This is a genomic window from Collinsella sp. WCA1-178-WT-3 (M1) (assembly GCF_009696325.1).
Taxonomy (GTDB): domain Bacteria; phylum Actinomycetota; class Coriobacteriia; order Coriobacteriales; family Coriobacteriaceae; genus Collinsella.
In genome coordinates, this window is the sequence record NZ_VUME01000005.1 from 144,614 (window position 1) to 162,200 (window position 17,587).

Genomic DNA, 17,587 nt, shown 5'->3' on the forward strand with positions numbered 1-17,587 from the left:
AACTCAGATACAAGGCGTCACGTCGAGTCGTTCGGCCAATTCCTTACCCTTGACCCATACGTTCTGGCGGTACATCCTCACACCGTTGACCTCTACAGGCTTGTCGTTCGCATCGGTACCAGTGCCGCGGACGAACAGGACGCCGTCACGGCTCTTCGGCCAGTTGGGCGCCGTCATGGGTATCCCCGTCTTGGGCGTCACGCGCGGCGTGCCGTCCTTCTTCAGGACGGGAGCATCTATAAGTGAATCGCTGAAGATAAGGTCGCGCATGCCGTCCCAGAGCGCCCTGGCGGCATCGAGGTAGGTCCCGAGCCAAAGGGTCTTGAAACCCATGAAGCGGCACTGGCGCAGCGGGCAGTCGCGGTATCGTTCCTCGAGCACCGCCACGACCATGGTGGAGTCGATGAAGGGCGCCGCGAAAGCGGAGTCCTCGAACTCGACCGAGGGGTCGCACAGCTCGTCGAAGTCGATCGATGGGTTCAGCTTCATGTCCTCGGTCCTGCCGCCAGTGGGAGTCAGCGTCATCGTCTTGAAGACGAGTCCGGCCTTGGCGAAGAGCGGCACCTGCGAGATCTTGCCGGCATGCCCCGTGAAGAGCCTGACCACGACCTGCTCGGCGAGGGACTTATTCTCGCGTCCGGATTTCGTCTTAATCGGCAGGTCGAACTGTGCGGCAAGGTCCTCGAGCGTCTTGCCGGCGCAGGAATCGGAGATACCGTGCAGGTGCGCCCTGAGCGACCCCATCGAGGACAGCCAGCCCTGGTCGGGAATCATCCCCATATCGTCATCCAGCCGCTCGCGAGCCATCTGGGTGACGAGGGATGCCTTCAGGCGGAACCTCGGCCTGTTGGGCCACTTCGGCGAGGTGTCGAGGTAGAGCAGCTGGGGATTGATGAGCGTGGAGAGGTTCGGCATCTCGGTATCGACATCGCCCTCGAGGGCGGTGCGGACGAACTCCCTCACGACCGTCCAGTCCGCCTCCAGGCGGAATCGGTCGACCTCGTGCCACGTGTGGAGATCGTAGCCCTTGAACTCGAAGCCGGCGTACTCGACCGTCACTCCCCTGCCGGGGCGCACGTAGAGGTAGTAGACGACCAGCAGGCGCTCGGCCTTGTGCCAGAAGGCCGAGGTGGAGAAGCTCTCCGCCACGATGCCCTCGGGCGCCACGGCGGTGATGGACATCGGTTCCTTCGCACGCCACCCGCCGCGGGCGCCCTCGACGAGACCTGTCGCCTTGACCTCCCACGGCTGCCCGTCGATGAGGATATCGGGGCGGCGATCTGAATCTGCGGGGTAGCCCAGCACAGACTGCTCGATGATGGCACCGATCCTGCCCTTGTTGCGGGATGCAGATGATGCGGCGAGGACTCCGGCGGTATCGACCTCGGCCACGGTGCGGCCGACGATAGCGCCGAAGCGGCTGTGAATGTCCCGCTCGCTGAAGCTGTGGTTGCCCTTGGCCATGTTCTCCCCCTCCGTATCCCTTTCGCCCAAGGATAGCGATCTTTCGCCTATCGGGGCGTCTACGAGGGAAGCGACTCCGAGGACACCGTCGTGTCGCGCGGGCGGTATTTCCGTATCTCGGCATCGATGTCCGAGGGCGCGAAGGTCATCGGGGTCAGCTCGCCTATCAGCAGGGGGATGTCCATGGCGCCGTCCAGGTCGAGCGCCAGCGAGCGCAGCTTCTCGAACGAGACGAGCGCTGCGGCGTCGTTGGGCGTTATCACGTCAAGCGTCTCACGGTTCGCCGCGATGATGACAGCGAGCTCCATCCCCTGCTTCTTGCAGACCTTCAGGGCATCGAGGAAATCGGAGCCGATGCTCATCTGGTGCCTGAAGGTTATCCGGGCCCATGTGGAGCCCTTCACGTAGTATCCCGAGTCGCCAAGCCAGCCCGCCTCGGTGAGCTTGCGGTCGATGACGGCGTTGAGGGTCTTCTGCATCCCCTTGGGGGCCCTCTTCCCGAGGCGTATCTTGGCGTCGCGCTCGGCGTAGAACTCGACGGACGACTCGGACCAGACGTCGTCCGCGAGGATGTCGGCGAGCTCTGCCGCCTCGGGGGTCAACTCGGGCGCGGCCCAGGGCGCGGCGGTGTAGCGAAGTCTCATCTCTCCCCTTCCCTTGCTTCGTGATTCCAGAATTCGGGCCTCGTCGGGCATTCGCCGCACGCGAACGCCATCGACAGCGCGGAGGGGTTCGGCAGGGTCTCGGGCCTTTTGCCGTCACCGGCCCGCGCCACCAAATCCCTGCCCACAAGGATGTCGGTAAGGACCGCGTTGTCCAGCGGACGCGACGGGTCGCCGGCCGAGGAGAAGGCGGCGGGGCGGCCGTCGGGGTCCTCGATGACCGCTAGGCCGTCGGTTCCGAAGTCCCTCTCCCGCCATGGCGCGGACGAGAGCGAGACCGTCTGGTCGCATCCCACCTCCGCGGTGAGCTCGACCTCACCGCCGCCCGCGAGCGAGAAGCTCATGCGGCCCGCGCCGAGGTCGGTGTGGGCGAAGGACGATTCCGCCGCGTCCATGAGGGCGGAGCGGATGGAGTCCGATGCCGTCTCGCCCGGTTTCCCGCCGCCGGCGAAGAGCCTCTCGAGCGCCCTCGTCTGCGCGGAGTTCCTGAGCTCGAGCAGCGACTCCATCCCCTCATCGATGGAGGGCGAGCCGGAGAGGATGGCGTCGCGGATCTCCGTGGCCACGACGTCGGGGAACTCGCCCACCGCGAGGTTGGCGGTATGGAACCTCTCCTGGATCCTCGTGTACATCCGCTGCTCGACGCTGCGGGGGTACCACACGTTGTAGATATCCACCTCGGCCGCCCTCTGGCCGAGTCGCGCGACGCGTCCGATCCTCTGCTCGAGGACCGAGGGCGTCCACGGGACGTCGACGTTGACGAGCACGCGTGCCGCCTGGAGGTTGAGGCCTTCGGATGCCGCGTCGGAGCAGATGAGCAGCCTGAGGTCGCCGCGCCTGAGGGCGTCGGTTATCTCGGTCTTCGCGCATGCGCGGACGTCGTCCCCGCGGTGGATCTCGGATACCGAGCCGCTGTAGATGCCGTACGTGTAGGCGTCCGAGTCCTCGCGGCCGCGGAACTCCCCCGCCAGCGCGTCCACGGTGTCGGTGTAGCGCGAGAAGAGGAGCACCCTGTCCCCGGCCGCCAGGCTCTCGAGGGCGATGTCCACCGATTTCTTGACCTTCATGTCGAGCCCGCGCTCGATGAGGCCCTCGGCCTCCTCGATCAGCGGCCTGATGGCCGCAGCCTCAATGGACGCGGTGGCGGCGACGTTCGCCGCGCTCAGGCCGTCGAGGTCGCCAGGGATGTCCGCCGAGGCGGCATCCCCGTCCTCGAACAGGTCGGAGTCGTCATCCGGGTCGAGGTCGAGCCCGAGGTCGGCGAGGATTCCCCAGTCGGGGGCCGCCGTTCCGGAAAGGTCGGCCCTGATGGAATTCAGCTTGGCGAGCCGGCGCTGCAGGCTCCTGTAGCACGACCAGAGCGAGGACGAGATCCTCTGCTGGTAACCCACCCTCGTGAACCCGGTCGAGTTCCTCCTGCCGGGGCGCATCGCCTCCTCAATCGAGAAGTACTCGTTCGAGATGTAAGCGTCGACCCTGCCGTAGAACGACATGACCTCGCGCTGGCCGTCGAGCGACACGGCATGCAGGTTGCGCCTCGGGAAGCGGTAGCCGACCCCCTCCAGGGAGCGCCTGGTGTTCCTGACGGTGAGCAGGTGCGCGGGGTGGAGCATGGTGAGTGCCTCGCGCACCGCGCCCCAGTTCCTCTGGACGTAGTCGGCGAGCGCGATGGAGTCGGCGCGGTCGATGCCGGCGAGCGACGCCACCGACGCCCTTGACGCGGGACCGAGCTCGGAGAGGTCGGGGCGCATCTCGTCGAGGGTCGACAGGAGCAGCTTCGCGGATTCTGCTGCGGATGTGAGGTCGGGTGCCGCGCTCGACGCTATCGTCTCGAGGGAGCCGAGGAAGCGGCTCTCCTTCCCCCATCTTTTCGGCAGCCCGAGAAGCCGCAGGAGCGCGTGGTACTCGGATGCTTCCTTCTGCATCGGCGTGGCGGTTGCGAGGATCACGTGCGGTATCTGGGCGCAGACGGACTCGAGCATGGCGTAGAGCCTCGTCGTCTTCTTGCGCCCGCCCGCCTGCGTGCTGACGCGGGCGGCGTGGGCCTCGTCCACGACGAGCAGGTCAGGAAGGACCGCGTCGCCGCGCTCCAGGCATCCGGGCCTGCCGCGGCTCCCGCGGGCGTACTGGGCGGAGACCAGGGCTATATCCGGGCGGCCGGCCCCGAGGGGGTTTCCCGCCTGCGGGCGCTCGGTCCCGTCCGCGCCCACGTAGAGGCACCTTGTGGAGTCGTAGAGCCACGCTTCGATGCCGAAGCGGTCGCGCAGCTCGGACTGCCACTGGGAGAGGACGGATTTGGGCGTGAGGATGACCACGCTTTGCACCCCGCAGAACCTGACCATGAAGGCCATGGCAGCCGCGGCCTCGAACGTCTTCCCCAACCCGACCTCATCGGAGAGCAGGACCCTGACGGGCCAGCGGGAAAGGGCGTCGATGACCGCACGCTCCTGGTGCTGGTAGAGCCCGGGGATGTCGCCGGAGACGAAGAAGTACGAGGGCATCCTGCGCGCCGCCGCGATGGCGCCCTCCGCGACCGCGGCATGCGACGCGCCGGGTCGGGGCACGCTCCCGCCGAGGCCGCGCTCGATGGCGGATGCGAACGATTGGGTTATCTCGCAGGACGTCACGCCCTCGGCGGAGCCCTCCCACAGGCCCTCGAAGACCCCGCGCCAGACCTTCTCGATGCCGGGCGTCTCCCAGGACTTCTGCACCATGATCGTCTCGTAGTTGCCGCCGAGCCCGGAGCGCGTCTCGTTGGCGCTCCCCGAGGCGATGACGGAGTTGCCCTGGGCGTCCCGCAGCAGGAACAGCTTCGTGTGGAAGAGCCCGCCGTCGTCCACAGCGGCGGCCCTCACCTCGAGAAGCCCGTCGGCGATCATCCACGCGAGCGTCGCCAGCCGCTCGCGCTGGATTGCGTCGGATAGGCCGAGGATGCCCTCCCCGATCTCGCGGCCGATTCGTTCCGCCTCGGCGCGTAGCGGCTCGGCGGGGTCCGCCGCCGCGGCCAGCTCGCCGGGGACGCTGTGGATACCGACGATGAGGCGCATGCGGCCGCCGCGGGCGTACAGCCCCTCCACCCCCGCCGAGATGGCGATGAGGGAGTCGAGCGTGTAGTAGCTCGTCACCCGGTCGTATTCGCTCGCCGCGCCGAGCAGCGGCAGGAGGAACTCGGAGAGCAGCCTGCTGCCGTGTCCGGTGTAGACGTATCCGATGCCGAGGGAGGGGAAGCCCTCCCGCCTTTGGTCGCGGGGCATGCGCTACCTTCCCAGCGCGTCGAGGATGCGGTCGCAGGCGTCGGCATCGCCGTCGATGCTGTCGCGGCATATCGCGCCCGCGTCCGCGATCTTCTCGAGGAGCTCGCGGAGCTTGCTCGACTGCTTGTCGGACAGGACCTTGCCCCTGCCCCTCTGCCCCGCCACGCTCGTCATGAACTTGACCATGAACTTGTCGTCCGCCTTGTACTGCCTGGCCTTCTCGAGGGCGTGCCTGATGTCGGCGCCGGACAGCGCCGCGACCCTCTGGTCGGCGGTCGGCTCCGCGATGGCGACCATGGAGCGGTACATTGCCTCGGCGGCATCCATACGGTCGCGGGAGTCCCGCCCGCGCTGGGCGGTCAGCGCCTCCAGCGAGCGCCTCGCCTCGTCCTCGCTCGCGCAGTTGAGGAACGTCCACGCGGTCCTCGGCGGGTTCGCGGCGGCGATCTCGGAGAGGAGGTCCTCGTCTAGGCCGCCCAGCTCGAGGAGCGCCTCCAGCTCGGACGGCGTCGCGTTGATATAGGCCGCGGCGGTGCCGAGGTCGAGTCCCGCCGAGTAGAAGTCGGACGAGACGGACGAAGCCCTCTCGTCCAGCGGCATTCCGGGGTCGTCCCATGCCCTCTTGACCGACTCGAGCGCATCAAGCCTGTTCATGCTACTCCTCTCCCTTCATGCCGCAGCGCACCGCGACCCAGTCGTTGCGCATCCTGGTCGCCTCCGCCGGGGCGACGGACAGCTTCTCCACGAGCACGCGGTAGATGGCGTCGGATGCCGCCAGCACCTGCCTCACCTCGTCGCTGACCTTCTTCTTCCACAGCGGGTGGTCCTCGTAGACGATCACCTGGAGCGCCGAGGGGTCGCCGTCGTCGTCGCCCTCCTCGTAGATGTAGTCGAAGGGCGCGTTGACGTCGCTGCCCCTGCCCCTGTTGACGATCGTGATGTTGACGGTGAGGCCCGACTCGAGCTCGAGGGACCTCTCGGTCACGACGTTTCGCACCGTCGTGTTGATGCCCGCCGTGTCCGCCGCGGTGCTCTCCTCAACGGGAGCGGTCAGCTCGTCGTCGGGCAGGATCGACTCGCCGCCGTACTGCTCGGCGAGGCTCTCCGCGACCCTTCGGACCTCCTGCGCGTCGTGTACATTGCCGGAGCGAGACAGGTGGCGCGAGCCCGCGACGAGGGTCTTCAGGTACTCCTTCATGTAGCTGGAGACCAGCTTCCACTCGGGCGTCTCCTGAAGCCCCTGCTTGTAGAAGGTCGAGTCGATGAAGCCGAGCTCGACGTCGCCGATGATACGGCTCGTCATGAGGTGCGCCTTGAACCAGGACTTGTCCCAGGGCATGACGAGCTGCCCGTGGCGGTAGATGTTGAAGCCGTACATGCCGTCGTTGTGCGTCTGGTCGCTGAGCGCCATCCAGCCCGTGATGCGGTACTTGCCGTTCGGCCCGCAGGCGGTGTCGATATCGACCTTGGTACCGGGCAGGTATTTGTAGCTGACGGGCTCGATCTCCGTCCTGTCGCGCCCCTGCACGAGCACGATGCGGTCGCCCGTCTCGAGGTGTCCCTTGAAGGCGGCGCCCAGGTACCTGACGATGGCGCCCGGCATCGGGTCGGGGTTCCTCAGGCGGCTGATGATGAATGCGCTGCCGTGGGGGACCCTGGCGAGCACGCCCGTGCCGTCGACCGGACTGTCCTCGATGACGACGTCCCAGGCGTCCGCGCCCGAGTCCCTGCGACTGTAGTCGTTGATGTCGAACGCGACGTGGTACTCGGTGTCCTCGCCGACCGGACGCGTGAAGATCTCGTAGTACGCGCCGAGGGCCGAGCACGCGGCCTTGAAGCCCATGCCGAAGTGGCCCTTGGCGTCCTCGCCGCGCTCGAGATGGCGCGACATGTCCTCGGCGATGCAGACCGCCTTCTCGAGGATGTCGCCCGTCATGCCCCTGCAGTTGTCGATGACGCTGATCTTGTCGTCGCCGAGCACGACGGCGACCTCGACTTTCTCATTTCCCACCCTAGCGTCGAAGCAGTTCGCGACCAGCTCGCCGATGGACTCGGGAACCGACTGGTTGGTCGCGCCGATGTTCGCCATCAGGCGCGGCGAGGGGTAGTTCTTCACCGTGCGACTCCCCATGGGGACCTCCGGAAATAATCGTCGGGGGCCGGCGGGCGCAGTCGCGCCGCAAGCCCCGCATTCGTTGCCATACGCCATAAGTTTACTTATTGCGCCCCTCGATTTATTGAGCAACAAATTCTATCTGGCGAACGGTCGCGTTCCGGGCGTGCCCGGGGTGCGCCAGATGAAGTATGGTCTATCGCGTTTCCAACCGAAGGGAGGTGAGAATATGGACGAGCGGGCCAAGGGCAGGGTCTACGACGTCTGCCACGAGATGCGCGGACTCGCCTCGGCGCTCGAGGCGGCCGCCCACGGGGAAATGGCCGAGCCGGAGCTTATAGTCGAGTACGCGTCTGGGCAGATTTCAAGACTTTCGGATATGCTCGCGTCGGCAATCGTCGGCAGCCGGCAGGATTGATGTCCATTGGTGCTATTTACATGGTCCCCGTTTCGGAAGCGCCGCGGGGGCATCGTTGTCGGGGTCGTGGACCACGTACCAGCTGTTCCCGTAATGGCAGATGTCGCGGCAGGTCCCGTCCCCGACGACCACTCGCCAGGACTCGGACTGCCTAGTCCTGCCGAGTGCCCACGAGCGGGCGCTGTAGGACTCGATGCGGTCGAACGGGTAGACGGTGCCGTCGTACCATTTGATTCCCCAGGGGACGTACTCACCATCGGGGCGGCATTCAACGAGGGCTGTGACTAAACGTATCGACTTCTCACCATGCTCCATGCGGCACTCCTTTGGAATCTATAACGAACGTGTGTTCTATTGTAGCGCAATCTCGATGGTTGACCGTCGATGCGGTTGCCGCTGCGGCAAGACCGGTGCAGAATTCTGAAATAGTCCTACGCTCGGCTCGTATTGCAAACCCTTGAGCGAAGGGAGCCGCATATGCATGCAGCGGCAATTCCGCCTCGGGGGGTCGCGCGTAGGGCGGCTCGCCTCCGGGGCCAGTCTATCATCGAGTACGTCCTGATCATCGCCGTCATCTCGCTCGTCGTCGTCTTCGCCGGACCGCAGGTATCGCAAGCCGTGCATAACCAGTTCGCCGGCGTGGCGAATACCCTGGCCGGCGGCATCCATGGCTCCGGCTCGGGCCTCGGCGGCACCTCGGGCGGCGGGTCCGGCGGCAATACGCCCGACCAGGAGCAGAAGGACTATCTCGACGACATGAAGACGGTGACGGACAAGGACCCGAGGGACTGGACGCTCGAGGACCAGAAGAAGGCCGCCGAGGACATCGCCGAGAAGGGAACCGCCTCGGTCGCGTTCCCCAAGGCCAAGGATGCCATGGGCTCGGGGACAAAGTGGTCCGTCACGCTGAACAACGGCCAGACACTCGAGTACCGCATCATCGGCATAAACCACGACGACCTCGCGGACGGTTCGGGCAAGGCCGGTCTCACGTTCGAGGCGACCAACGATGCCCTGGGCGCTCAGCGCATGTACGCCACGAATTCGAATGCAGGCGGCTGGGAGGCCTCCGAGCTCCGCGGACGCCTCAACACCGGTGACCTCTGGGCGCTCCTGCCGGCCGAGATCCAATACAATGTGAAGGCCGTCACGAAGATGACCGACAACAAGGGAGGCGGCGGCACTGCCGGCACCCCCTCGGCTACGACCGATAAGGTCTTCCTGCTCTCTACGACCGAAGTTTACGGCGATCTCGACTCCGACGGTGCCCAGTACGAGTACTACCAATCCAAGGGCGTATCGACGTCGAGCTATTCCGGGGCTTCGTCCAGCTCTTGGCACTGGACTCGCTCCGTGACTCCGGGCAACTCCAGGGACTTCCGCTTTGTTTATACCGACGGTAACTGGTACAGCAGCGACGCGGCGCCAACCTGGAGCGTGTTCCCCGCCTTCTGCTTCTAATTCCAACTACTAAGCCCGTGCAATCCGCGCGGGCTTTTTCTTTTGGCGATTGTGATTATGGAAACTGTATTGGCTCGTCATCTTGATCGTCTCGCCTCATATTTGAATTTCAAACATGCGATGACGGTAGGTTATAGCACTGGGTTTGGGCACTCGATTTGCACGGCATTGAGAGAGTGCTTTTGGGGTGACGGACGGCATAAGTTTTTGAACGGGATACAGCTTCGATTCGTTCCGGACGCGGATGTTGACGTAACTGGTCTCTGTGCCACGTGCGATTTCGGTGCTGCATATGACTTAACGGGAATGTTCGAGCGGTACCGGAGTCTCCATCTGGATTGTTCCGACTGGAACATCGGCCCGAATACACTGCATAGCGACTTCAACAAGTACGCACCCGCCGTAATCCTTCCCAAGGCATGGCAATATACAAGTTCAAGTGAACGCATGAAGGCGGCTCCCGATGATTCGGGAGCCGCCTTCGCTATTCAACCTATGGGAAAACCGACTGCTAATTCAATTTGACCCAGATAGCGGGGCGGACTCCGAGCACTTCATCCTGCTCGCTCCCGTCATCGCCAAATTTGATATCGCCCCACTTGCGCACGTAATTGGCTAGGGGCTGCCCGACATAGTAGAAATCTCTATAGTCAGAGCTGCCGCCGTACTTCTCGACGGTAGAGGTCCACCAGTCCTTAACTTTGTCGTCCTTCACTGACTTTGCGTACCGAAAATCGTCCGATAGCGCGGGTTCGCAAAGGAGAGAGGTGTTGAGAATCGTGACGTCTCCATCGATGAGGCCCCGTTCGACATCACTGAAGGCGAAATCCCTGAAGCTGCCGTTCAGATAGTCGTATAGCGAGCTGGACTTGAAATCGATTGCGTCGCCTTGCGTATCGAACGCCATCTCGTCGATGCACTTCTGGGTTACGAGAAGGGCCCGTCCGTCCTCCTTGTCGACTACGATCCATCTGATCGGTCTGCCGGCGACTGAGGTACCCTTATAGGTCGAAAGGTCTTCCGAATAGGTCCCGAATTCGACGGTCTGCCCAATCGACTTGCTGTCGATTGTCTCCTGCTCCGCCTTCATGTCCACCCGCGCTTCGAGCATGGACGGCAGGGGCGAGATGGCGACCATGACGGCAAGCAGGACGATGCCAGCGACAGCCGCGACGGCTATCTTCTTCCTCCTTTTCGAGAGGTTCGCAATCTTCGCGCCGGCCTCTCTTGCCTTCTCGCCCGAATCCCCGTAGCCCTGCTCGGCCAGCCTCTCGAGGCTCTCCTTGGCGGCTTCAGCTTCCTTCCTGTTGCCCTTCTCGAGTATCGCAACGCTCGTCTTGTAGACCCTGTCCCTTCTGGATTCATCCAGGAACGCGGGATCTTCCAGATCCGCCAGTTTCTCGCACACGGCACTGCAGTTCCAGCAGGTATCGCGCTTGAGATTCACCGCACCGCAGCCGCACTGCCACCATCCATCGTGCTCGGAATGGACGCCTGAGCATTTGAAGGTATCGGCCCCCATCTCGGAGAGCAGGACATCGCGTTCCGACTCCTCGACCCCGGTGAGTGCGAGTGGCGCGGGGCTATCGATGTCGATCGGGTCTCCGAAGGACGTCTCGCCGTCCGCTCGGGTCACAACGGCACGCAAGCCGGTGATAACAGACAGCTTGATTCTCACCGCCTTGGGCCTGAGTACCTCGCCGGCGGGCAGGTCGGCATCTAGGAGCGAGAAGTCGACGGTCTCTGTCTCCCCTCCCTCGCCCTCGAGTCCGACCGTGAACTCTATGCGGCTGACGGGTTTCGTCGATACGTTGGCGACCTTCGTCTGGAGGAAGCAGGCTCCCGTCTCGGTGTCTCTGGAGACCTGCACGGCCAGGACCCTGACGGGGCAGAGTTCCTGCCAGGGGGGATTGGCGTTGCGGTAGATTATCTTGTACTTAGACATGTCTACACCTCGGGCAGGGCGTCTTCATCCCTTGGTGCGCTAGGCGCCGGTGCCGCTCGGTCGGGCAGTGCGCAGACGATCAGGCCGACCATGAGCGCCGTGCCGAAAAGGCCGATGAACCAGAGGATTCCCACGCCATTGGTGTAATGCCCCTTGGCCCTGGCAATCTTGACAAGCTCCGCCACGCCGCAGATGTTGGCGACGATTGCCAGGAGGGGCAGGATGAGGATTATCAGCTCCAGCATTCTCATTTCCGTCCTTTCTTCTCGACTGCCCGCTTCGACACAGGCGGTCCTCCGTCACTTCCGATAACACCAATTCTACTGTCCTCACCTACGAATTTGTTGAGCAACAAATTCGATTCTGCGAGCGTTAGGTTAAGCTGCGCAGACGTTGAGCTAATTACTCTTTGCCGCTGCGGCAAGACCGGTAAAGAATTCTGAAATAGTCCTACGCTCGGCTCGTATTGCAAACCCTTGAGCGAAGGGAGCCGCATATGCATGCAGCGGCAATTCCGCCTCGGGGGGTCGCGCGTAGGGCGGCTCGCCTCCGGGGCCAGTCTATCATCGAGTACGTCCTGATCATCGCCGTCATCTCGCTCGTCGTCGTCTTCGCCGGACCGCAGGTATCGCAAGCCGTGCATAACCAGTTCGCCGGCGTGGCGAATACCCTGGCCGGCGGCATCCATGGCTCCGGCTCGGGCCTCGGCGGCACCTCGGGCGGCGGGTCCGGCGGCAATACGCCCGACCAGGAGCAGAAGGACTATCTCGACGACATGAAGACGGTGACGGACAAGGACCCGAGGGACTGGACGCTCGAGGACCAGAAGAAGGCCGCCGAGGACATCGCCGAGAAGGGAACCGCCTCGGTCGCGTTCCCCAAGGCCAAGGATGCCATGGGCTCGGGGACAAAGTGGTCCGTCACGCTGAACAACGGCCAGACACTCGAGTACCGCATCATCGGCATAAACCACGACGACCTCGCGGACGGTTCGGGCAAGGCCGGTCTCACGTTCGAGGCGACCAACGATGCCCTGGGCGCTCAGCGCATGTACGCCACGAATTCGAATGCAGGCGGCTGGGAGGCCTCCGAGCTCCGCGGACGCCTCAACACCGGTGACCTCTGGGCGCTCCTGCCGGCCGAGATCCAATACAATGTGAAGGCCGTCACGAAGATGACCGACAACAAGGGAGGCGGCGGCACTGCCGGCACCCCCTCGGCTACGACCGATAAGGTCTTCCTCCTCAGCTCGACCGAAGTCTGGGGCGATCTCGACTCCGACGGCACCCAGTACGAGTATTACGCTTCCAAGGGTGTGACGCAGTCGAACTGCTCCGGTGCTTCGTCCAGTGCTTATCACTGGACTCGCTCCGTGCATCCGATCTACTCCTGGTACTTCCGCGAGATCGCTAGCAGCGGTCTCTGTGGCTACTACGGCGCGAACTCCCTCAGCTATGTGTTCCCCGCCTTCTGCTTCTAATTCCAACTACTAAGCCCGCGCTATCCCGCGCGGGCTTTTTCTTTTGGCAACCGCACGAACGGTTTGAGGCTCGTGGCACAGGTTATAGGATTGAGGAAAACGGTCTCGCCACCGGCTCTTAGAGCGCCTGTCGCACTCCCCCGTCATTACCTCTGCGCCGTCCTCGTATAGAGCCTATCTTGGTGCCGTTTCGAGTTCAGGGCGTATGCAGTGGGTGAATAATGGGCTCACTTCGATGATGGCGTTGACGGGATCAGACATGGCGATGTGCGAGATCAAGTTCGATGAGGGCGAAAGGGCCTTGATTCAGGACCGTGCGGACGCCGCAGGCATGTCCTTTTCTGAGTTCGTGAGAAGGGCCGCGCTCGAGAAGGCTGAGGAAATGGCGGACATCGAGGCCTACAACGAGGCCTTGGACGGGGATGATGGTATACAATACCCGATGGAAGAGGTCGTGCGCATGGCGGCGGAGGCCGAGTGATTGTCCGCACGCATCGTCTGCTCGAACTTGACAAGGGCGTCGGATATCTGACTGCTGGTGGGAAGCGCAAAGCGCTCTCTGCGCGACACGATCTCATCGAACATCGGGACAAGGAACGCCCGGACCTTCACCTCTTGGAACTGCGATGAGAGCGTTTCCTCCATCAGCGTCTTGAACTCTTCCGGCTTTACGCCGTTCAGGACAGCAAGCAGCTCGTCCATCTCATGCCCGTCGAGCAGGTACTCGACCGCCATACACGACACCATGGCGTTGAAGTACCGCCCAAAAGACGCGCTGTCGCCCTCGAACAGTATCCCGCCGACTACGCCCGCGGCCGCTGTGCCGACCGTTCCGCCGACCATGCCGCCCGCGAGACCGACGATGGTCCCCACGCCGGGCGACACCGCCGTGCCGGCCGTGGCGCCAACCTTAGCCGCCGCGACTCCTGCCGCGGTGGCGCCGGCGATTCCCCCGGCGACCGAGGTGGCTAGGCATGCCATGTTCTGGGCGTACTGGGCGCCACTCGCCTTGCCTTGAAAGAGCCTGTAGGTCTCGGGGACTGAGAACACGGCGAGGGTCACCGCTGCCGAGACTGCATTGCCCCTTAGCATCTTCGCAAGCTGCTTGGAGGCGGCTGCTCCGCTTATGGCGGTCTTGCCTGTGAGGGCACGCAGGCCGTTGACGATCGTTGCGGACGCCTTAAATCCGAGCTTGCCGACCACCGCCTGGCTGGGTGCCATCAAAGCGTTGGAAAGCCCCGTTCTGGAGAGCTGCGAGACGACCATATGCTGGGCAAAGGACAAGCCGAACACCTGGACGCCGGCAGCGATGCCCGCCTGGACGGCACCGGTGATGTCTCTGGTCTCCCTGTACGCCATGAACGTCGTCGCCAGAAACGACAGGCCGAATGCGCAGGAGCATGTGACCGCGCCGGTCGCGGCATCATACTTCAGCGAATCCGCCGTTCCCGGCTTGGCGAGGTTCACCGCCTGGTCGTATGTGAGCTTGCCCTTGCGGACGATCTTCTCGGCGTCCTTGGGGTCGCTGACGCCGGGGACCTTGCCTTGGCTAATCTTCTTCTCAAAACCGCGGAGCACCTGCTGGTACTGGTCTTTCGGGACTTCGAGCTGCATCGGCGTGCCGTCTTTCGCAAGGTAGCGATACTGATGGCTGCTCGGATCGAAGCATGCTTCGAGGGAGCCGCGTGCCGTCTTGTAGTACTTGGTCTGGATCAGAACTCCGTCGACACTTCGGTCGGGGCCGTTCTTCGCGTTGTCCCTCCCCAGAATCTCGGCCTGGTGTCCCTGGAGCCTGTCGATAATGCTGTTCGCCTCCTCGGCAAGCTCTCCATGGCCTGCAGGGTTGTTGACCGCTGCACGTTGCTCAACGAAGACCTCCCCGTTGCTGTTGATGGTTGCCGCCGCCGCGACTGCTGCGGCTTTGACCGCCGTATCGTCCACTGCGGCAAGCCCGCTGTCGATGCCGGCGGCGCGGTCATCCTCAAGGTCGCGGAGCGCCTTGCAGCGGGATACGAACTGGCTCCGGCACGCTTCGTCGACGGTGAGCGCAAGGTTGCCTTCACCGTCGGAGGCGAAGGAGCCGGGTTCGAAGTACGCCCATTCGAAGTAGAAGAGGCGGGACTGCCTCTTTTCCTTCCCCGGGACGGCGAACGCGTCGGCGTCTGCCTTGATGTAGACGCCCTTTTCGGTCATGGCGATGCCGCTGGGCCTGAGGTCGAACTCGGCGTCGGCCCAGACGACGGTCTGTTCCCTCGGTATCGGGAAGGCTGACTTCACCTTGGCGGCATTGGCTTCCGTCAACGGGAGCGGAGACTCCTGGAATGAGCCGAGTAGCTCCTGTGCGCGGGTGGCCTCAATCGCCCTCAAGGCTTCCTGTACCTTGGGCGCGTACTCCGCCTTCTCCGCATCAAGTCTTTCGGCCTCTTTTTCGTCGAGGACGGCCTTCGCGCCGCCCGCCGCCCCTGCGATCGCCGCGCCCGCCGTTGACGCCGCGTCTACGATCGCCGCGGTCGCTGCTGTCGCTGCCCCGGTGGCGCCCTCGGCAATCCTGACTGTCGCCTCGCCGGCAGTCTTAGCGGCCCTCTGGATCTCTTGCAGCGGGTCGAAGCCTTTGTCGAATATGCTCATGGACGATTCTTTCTCGTGGGCGAATAGACAGTTCGAATCACGTTGTTTCTCATACGAGCGATATTATAACTTTGCGTTTTACGCCTTTGGTTCAGCTGCCAAACCCGGCGAAAGAAACTCGAGCAAGATTGTCAAACATTGGGCGGTACAGGGGGGCACCCACAATCGCCTCTATATCGACAAGGCGCAGCCATGCGAGGGCTTCGAGAGAGAAATTGACTGCATTCAAGACACTCGGTTTTCTCCCCTACCGTCATCGTTGCCGCTGCGGCACATTGCAGGGAAATCAAGACCGTTCATCGTACGCTCCCGCATGCAATATCAATCCCCATACGAAGGGAGTGTCGCATATGCATGCAGCGGCGCAGAACCTTCGGGGGGGGGGTATCTTCTAAGAGTACCCGCCTCAGAGGGCAGTCAATTATCGAGTACGTCCTGATTATCGCCGTCATTGGTTTGGTGATCATGTTCGCGGGACCCGGCGTGGCGGGAGCCATCCGGAACCAGTTCAACCAGGTGGCGAACACGGTCGATTCCGGCACCGACGGCGATAGCTTCATGAGCGAGGAGGAGAAGGCCTACCGCGAGGCGATGAAAACCATCATCGCCAAGGAAGTCAAGGACTGGACGCTCGACGAGCAGAAGGCAGCGGCCACCAACATCGCGAAGAACGGAACGTCCTCCGTCGTCTACGCCAAGGCGAAAGCCGCCATGGACGCGGGAACGACCTGGTCTGTGAAGCTGACCAATGGCCAGACTATGTCCTATCGCATCATTGGCATCAACCACGACGATCTCGCGGACGGCTCCGGCAAGGCAGGGCTGACGTTCCTCACCACCTCAACGGGCATCAGCGCCCGCATGAATTCCAAGAACACCACTGTCGGCGGCTGGGAGCAGTCGGAGCTCCGCCAGAAGATGAACTTCGGCGAGATCTGGAACTTGATGCCATCCGATATCCAGTCCAAGGTGAAATCGGTCAAGAAGCTCACTAACAACGTGAGCGGTACCGACAGGAATGCTCCCGTCACTGCGACCACGGATAGGCTGTTCCTGCTCAGCTACTCCGAAATCGTTGAGACTCCTAGAAGCGATTGGTCTGAGTATTCTTGGATAGGCAAGGAAGGCTCCCAGTACGAGGCTTTCAAGGGCAAGGTCACGAACAACGGTTCCAACAACTCTGCTATCGCCAGCGGCACTTACTGGTGGGAACGCTCGGCTTATTCGGGCAGCCGGGAATACTTCATTGTTGTCAGCGGGCCGGGCAATCCCTCATACCGCAATGGCAATGGCGCGACAAATATAAGCTGCGTACGTCCCGTCTTCTGCTTCTAGCTCTATTCGCATCTGACGTTGAGCCCCTGCATCCCGTAGGGGCTTTTCTTTTGGCAACCGCACGAACGGTTTGAGGTCCATGGCACTGAAAGTCGGTTTGAGGAAATATGGGGCCATACAGCTGCTCTCAGGGCACCTGCCGTACTCCCCCGCCATTATCTCTGCGACACCCTCGTATGGAGCCCATCCTGGTTGGCGTTTCGTTGCGATAGCCCACTTGTCCACCGGTCAAGTGAACTACTGGAATAAATACAGCGACACGTTTGTACGTTACAGTCGCTATATTGGCGTAAATCGCCGCGATAAATACAGCCTGTACTCGGCTGTATACCAGCTACGCGTATGTAGATTCATATCGCGTTAATAAATCGGCTCATGCGTATGCAAAACGCGCAAGTAGCCGCAAAAGGCGATTATCGCTCAGGTAGATTTTTGGCACCCTGTTGCTTAATAAAAATTAAGCAATTGCTTAAAACAAAAAAGGTCAGGCACTAGGTGCCTGACCTGCAAACTTCTGGTCGGGACGACTGGATTCGAACCAGCGACCCCTTGACCCCCAGTCAAGTGCGCTACCAAGCTGCGCCACGTCCCGAAGCATTTGTTTGTTGCTCTGCTCTCGCTCGCAACAGGGAGTATAGTACCCCGAAACTTTGTCCTTGTGCAAGAACTTTTTTACAAATTTTGAAGCAAGTCTAAAATTCCTTGATTATCAACTTTATCCGAACACCTCCCACATTCATCCGTACATGTGCGGATGAATGTGGGAACCCGATACCCTGAGGGCCGGATCGGCCGGCCCCGGGAGATCGGAGGACGGTATGTCCGGA

Annotated in this window: 14 protein-coding genes and 1 tRNA gene; 5 read left to right on the plus strand and 10 right to left on the minus strand. The window is 62.7% G+C overall.

Annotated elements, in window-relative coordinates:
* Positions 1 to 3: 3 nt before the first annotated feature.
* The 5 genes from FYJ40_RS04930 to FYJ40_RS04950 are packed head-to-tail and all read right to left on the minus strand — an operon-like array spanning position 4 to position 7,589.
* Positions 4 to 1,464, minus strand: a complete 1,461-nt coding sequence (locus tag FYJ40_RS04930) for a MutH/Sau3AI family endonuclease (RefSeq protein WP_154516406.1) — start codon at positions 1,462 to 1,464, stop codon at positions 4 to 6.
* Positions 1,465 to 1,523: 59 nt separating this feature from the next.
* Entirely contained in the window at positions 1,524 to 2,108 is a 585-nt protein-coding gene (locus FYJ40_RS04935) for a hypothetical protein (RefSeq protein WP_154516409.1), read from the minus strand.
* A complete protein-coding gene (locus FYJ40_RS04940; protein WP_154516412.1) occupies positions 2,105 to 5,380 on the minus strand; it encodes a helicase-related protein in 3,276 nt (1,091 codons plus the stop codon). Before FYJ40_RS04940 ends, FYJ40_RS04935 begins: the two co-directional genes overlap by 4 nt.
* A 3-nt stretch (positions 5,381 to 5,383) precedes the next feature.
* A complete protein-coding gene (locus FYJ40_RS04945; RefSeq protein ID WP_154516415.1) occupies positions 5,384 to 6,034 on the minus strand; it encodes a hypothetical protein in 651 nt (216 codons plus the stop codon).
* A gap of 1 nt (position 6,035) precedes the next feature.
* Entirely contained in the window at positions 6,036 to 7,589 is a 1,554-nt protein-coding gene (locus FYJ40_RS04950) for an ATP-binding protein (protein WP_154516418.1), read from the minus strand.
* A gap of 133 nt (positions 7,590 to 7,722) precedes the next feature.
* On the opposite strand from FYJ40_RS04950, the gene FYJ40_RS04955 reads away from it, so the two are divergent.
* Positions 7,723 to 7,911, plus strand: coding sequence for a hypothetical protein (locus FYJ40_RS04955; protein WP_154516421.1), 189 nt, complete (start codon positions 7,723 to 7,725; stop codon positions 7,909 to 7,911).
* A gap of 12 nt (positions 7,912 to 7,923) precedes the next feature.
* On the opposite strand, the gene FYJ40_RS04960 is transcribed toward FYJ40_RS04955, so the two are convergent.
* Positions 7,924 to 8,226 (minus strand): hypothetical protein, encoded by a 303-nt coding sequence (locus tag FYJ40_RS04960; protein ID WP_154516424.1) that lies wholly within the window; start codon positions 8,224 to 8,226, stop codon positions 7,924 to 7,926.
* Positions 8,227 to 8,388: 162 nt separating this feature from the next.
* Between FYJ40_RS04960 and FYJ40_RS04965 the strand changes: the two genes are divergently transcribed.
* Positions 8,389 to 9,372 carry a DUF6273 domain-containing protein gene (locus tag FYJ40_RS04965; protein ID WP_154516427.1) on the plus strand — a complete coding sequence of 328 codons (984 nt, stop codon included), beginning with the start codon at positions 8,389 to 8,391 and terminating at the stop codon, positions 9,370 to 9,372.
* Between the two features lie 511 nt (positions 9,373 to 9,883).
* Here the strand turns inward: FYJ40_RS04965 and FYJ40_RS04970 are convergent.
* Both FYJ40_RS04970 and FYJ40_RS04975 read right to left on the minus strand, forming a co-directional pair.
* On the minus strand, positions 9,884 to 11,317 hold the full coding sequence (locus tag FYJ40_RS04970) for a hypothetical protein (protein WP_154516430.1): 1,434 nt from the start codon (positions 11,315 to 11,317) through the stop codon (positions 9,884 to 9,886).
* Between the two features lie 2 nt (positions 11,318 to 11,319).
* Positions 11,320 to 11,562: a hypothetical protein gene (locus tag FYJ40_RS04975; protein ID WP_154516433.1), complete on the minus strand. Its 243-nt coding sequence runs from the start codon at positions 11,560 to 11,562 to the stop codon at positions 11,320 to 11,322.
* Positions 11,563 to 11,813: 251 nt separating this feature from the next.
* On the opposite strand from FYJ40_RS04975, the gene FYJ40_RS04980 reads away from it, so the two are divergent.
* The gene (locus FYJ40_RS04980; protein WP_154516436.1) at positions 11,814 to 12,797 is read left to right on the plus strand and encodes a DUF6273 domain-containing protein; all 984 of its coding nucleotides are present in this window, start codon (positions 11,814 to 11,816) and stop codon (positions 12,795 to 12,797) included.
* 265 nt (positions 12,798 to 13,062) lie between these two features.
* The gene (locus FYJ40_RS09010) at positions 13,063 to 13,278 is read left to right on the plus strand and encodes a DUF6290 family protein (RefSeq protein ID WP_229770674.1); all 216 of its coding nucleotides are present in this window, start codon (positions 13,063 to 13,065) and stop codon (positions 13,276 to 13,278) included.
* On the opposite strand, the gene FYJ40_RS04985 is transcribed toward FYJ40_RS09010, so the two are convergent.
* On the minus strand, positions 13,197 to 15,425 hold the full coding sequence (locus tag FYJ40_RS04985) for a hypothetical protein (protein ID WP_154516439.1): 2,229 nt from the start codon (positions 15,423 to 15,425) through the stop codon (positions 13,197 to 13,199). The two genes, FYJ40_RS09010 and FYJ40_RS04985, sit on opposite strands and share 82 nt — an antisense overlap.
* A 354-nt stretch (positions 15,426 to 15,779) precedes the next feature.
* On the opposite strand from FYJ40_RS04985, the gene FYJ40_RS04990 reads away from it, so the two are divergent.
* Positions 15,780 to 16,760 carry a DUF6273 domain-containing protein gene (locus FYJ40_RS04990; RefSeq protein WP_154516442.1) on the plus strand — a complete coding sequence of 327 codons (981 nt, stop codon included), beginning with the start codon at positions 15,780 to 15,782 and terminating at the stop codon, positions 16,758 to 16,760.
* Positions 16,761 to 17,275: 515 nt separating this feature from the next.
* Here the strand turns inward: FYJ40_RS04990 and FYJ40_RS04995 are convergent.
* Positions 17,276 to 17,352: transfer RNA gene (locus FYJ40_RS04995), tRNA-Pro, on the minus strand.
* Positions 17,353 to 17,587 lie beyond the last annotated feature (235 nt).

Bases quoted from the DNA above. Each gene is read 5' to 3' on its own strand.
- FYJ40_RS04930 (WP_154516406.1), bottom strand. From the start codon at position 1,464: ATGGCCAAGGGCAACCACAGCTTCAGCGAGCGGGACATTCACAGCCGC.
- FYJ40_RS04935 (WP_154516409.1), bottom strand. From the start codon at position 2,108: ATGAGACTTCGCTACACCGCCGCGCCCTGGGCCGCGCCCGAGTTGACC.
- FYJ40_RS04940 (WP_154516412.1), bottom strand. From the start codon at position 5,380: ATGCCCCGCGACCAAAGGCGGGAGGGCTTCCCCTCCCTCGGCATCGGA.
- FYJ40_RS04945 (WP_154516415.1), bottom strand. From the start codon at position 6,034: ATGAACAGGCTTGATGCGCTCGAGTCGGTCAAGAGGGCATGGGACGAC.
- FYJ40_RS04950 (WP_154516418.1), bottom strand. From the start codon at position 7,589: ATGGCGTATGGCAACGAATGCGGGGCTTGCGGCGCGACTGCGCCCGCC.
- FYJ40_RS04955 (WP_154516421.1), top strand. From the start codon at position 7,723: ATGGACGAGCGGGCCAAGGGCAGGGTCTACGACGTCTGCCACGAGATG.
- FYJ40_RS04960 (WP_154516424.1), bottom strand. From the start codon at position 8,226: ATGGAGCATGGTGAGAAGTCGATACGTTTAGTCACAGCCCTCGTTGAA.
- FYJ40_RS04965 (WP_154516427.1), top strand. From the start codon at position 8,389: ATGCATGCAGCGGCAATTCCGCCTCGGGGGGTCGCGCGTAGGGCGGCT.
- FYJ40_RS04970 (WP_154516430.1), bottom strand. From the start codon at position 11,317: ATGTCTAAGTACAAGATAATCTACCGCAACGCCAATCCCCCCTGGCAG.
- FYJ40_RS04975 (WP_154516433.1), bottom strand. From the start codon at position 11,562: ATGCTGGAGCTGATAATCCTCATCCTGCCCCTCCTGGCAATCGTCGCC.
- FYJ40_RS04980 (WP_154516436.1), top strand. From the start codon at position 11,814: ATGCATGCAGCGGCAATTCCGCCTCGGGGGGTCGCGCGTAGGGCGGCT.
- FYJ40_RS09010 (WP_229770674.1), top strand. From the start codon at position 13,063: ATGTGCGAGATCAAGTTCGATGAGGGCGAAAGGGCCTTGATTCAGGAC.
- FYJ40_RS04985 (WP_154516439.1), bottom strand. From the start codon at position 15,425: ATGAGCATATTCGACAAAGGCTTCGACCCGCTGCAAGAGATCCAGAGG.
- FYJ40_RS04990 (WP_154516442.1), top strand. From the start codon at position 15,780: ATGCAGCGGCGCAGAACCTTCGGGGGGGGGGTATCTTCTAAGAGTACC.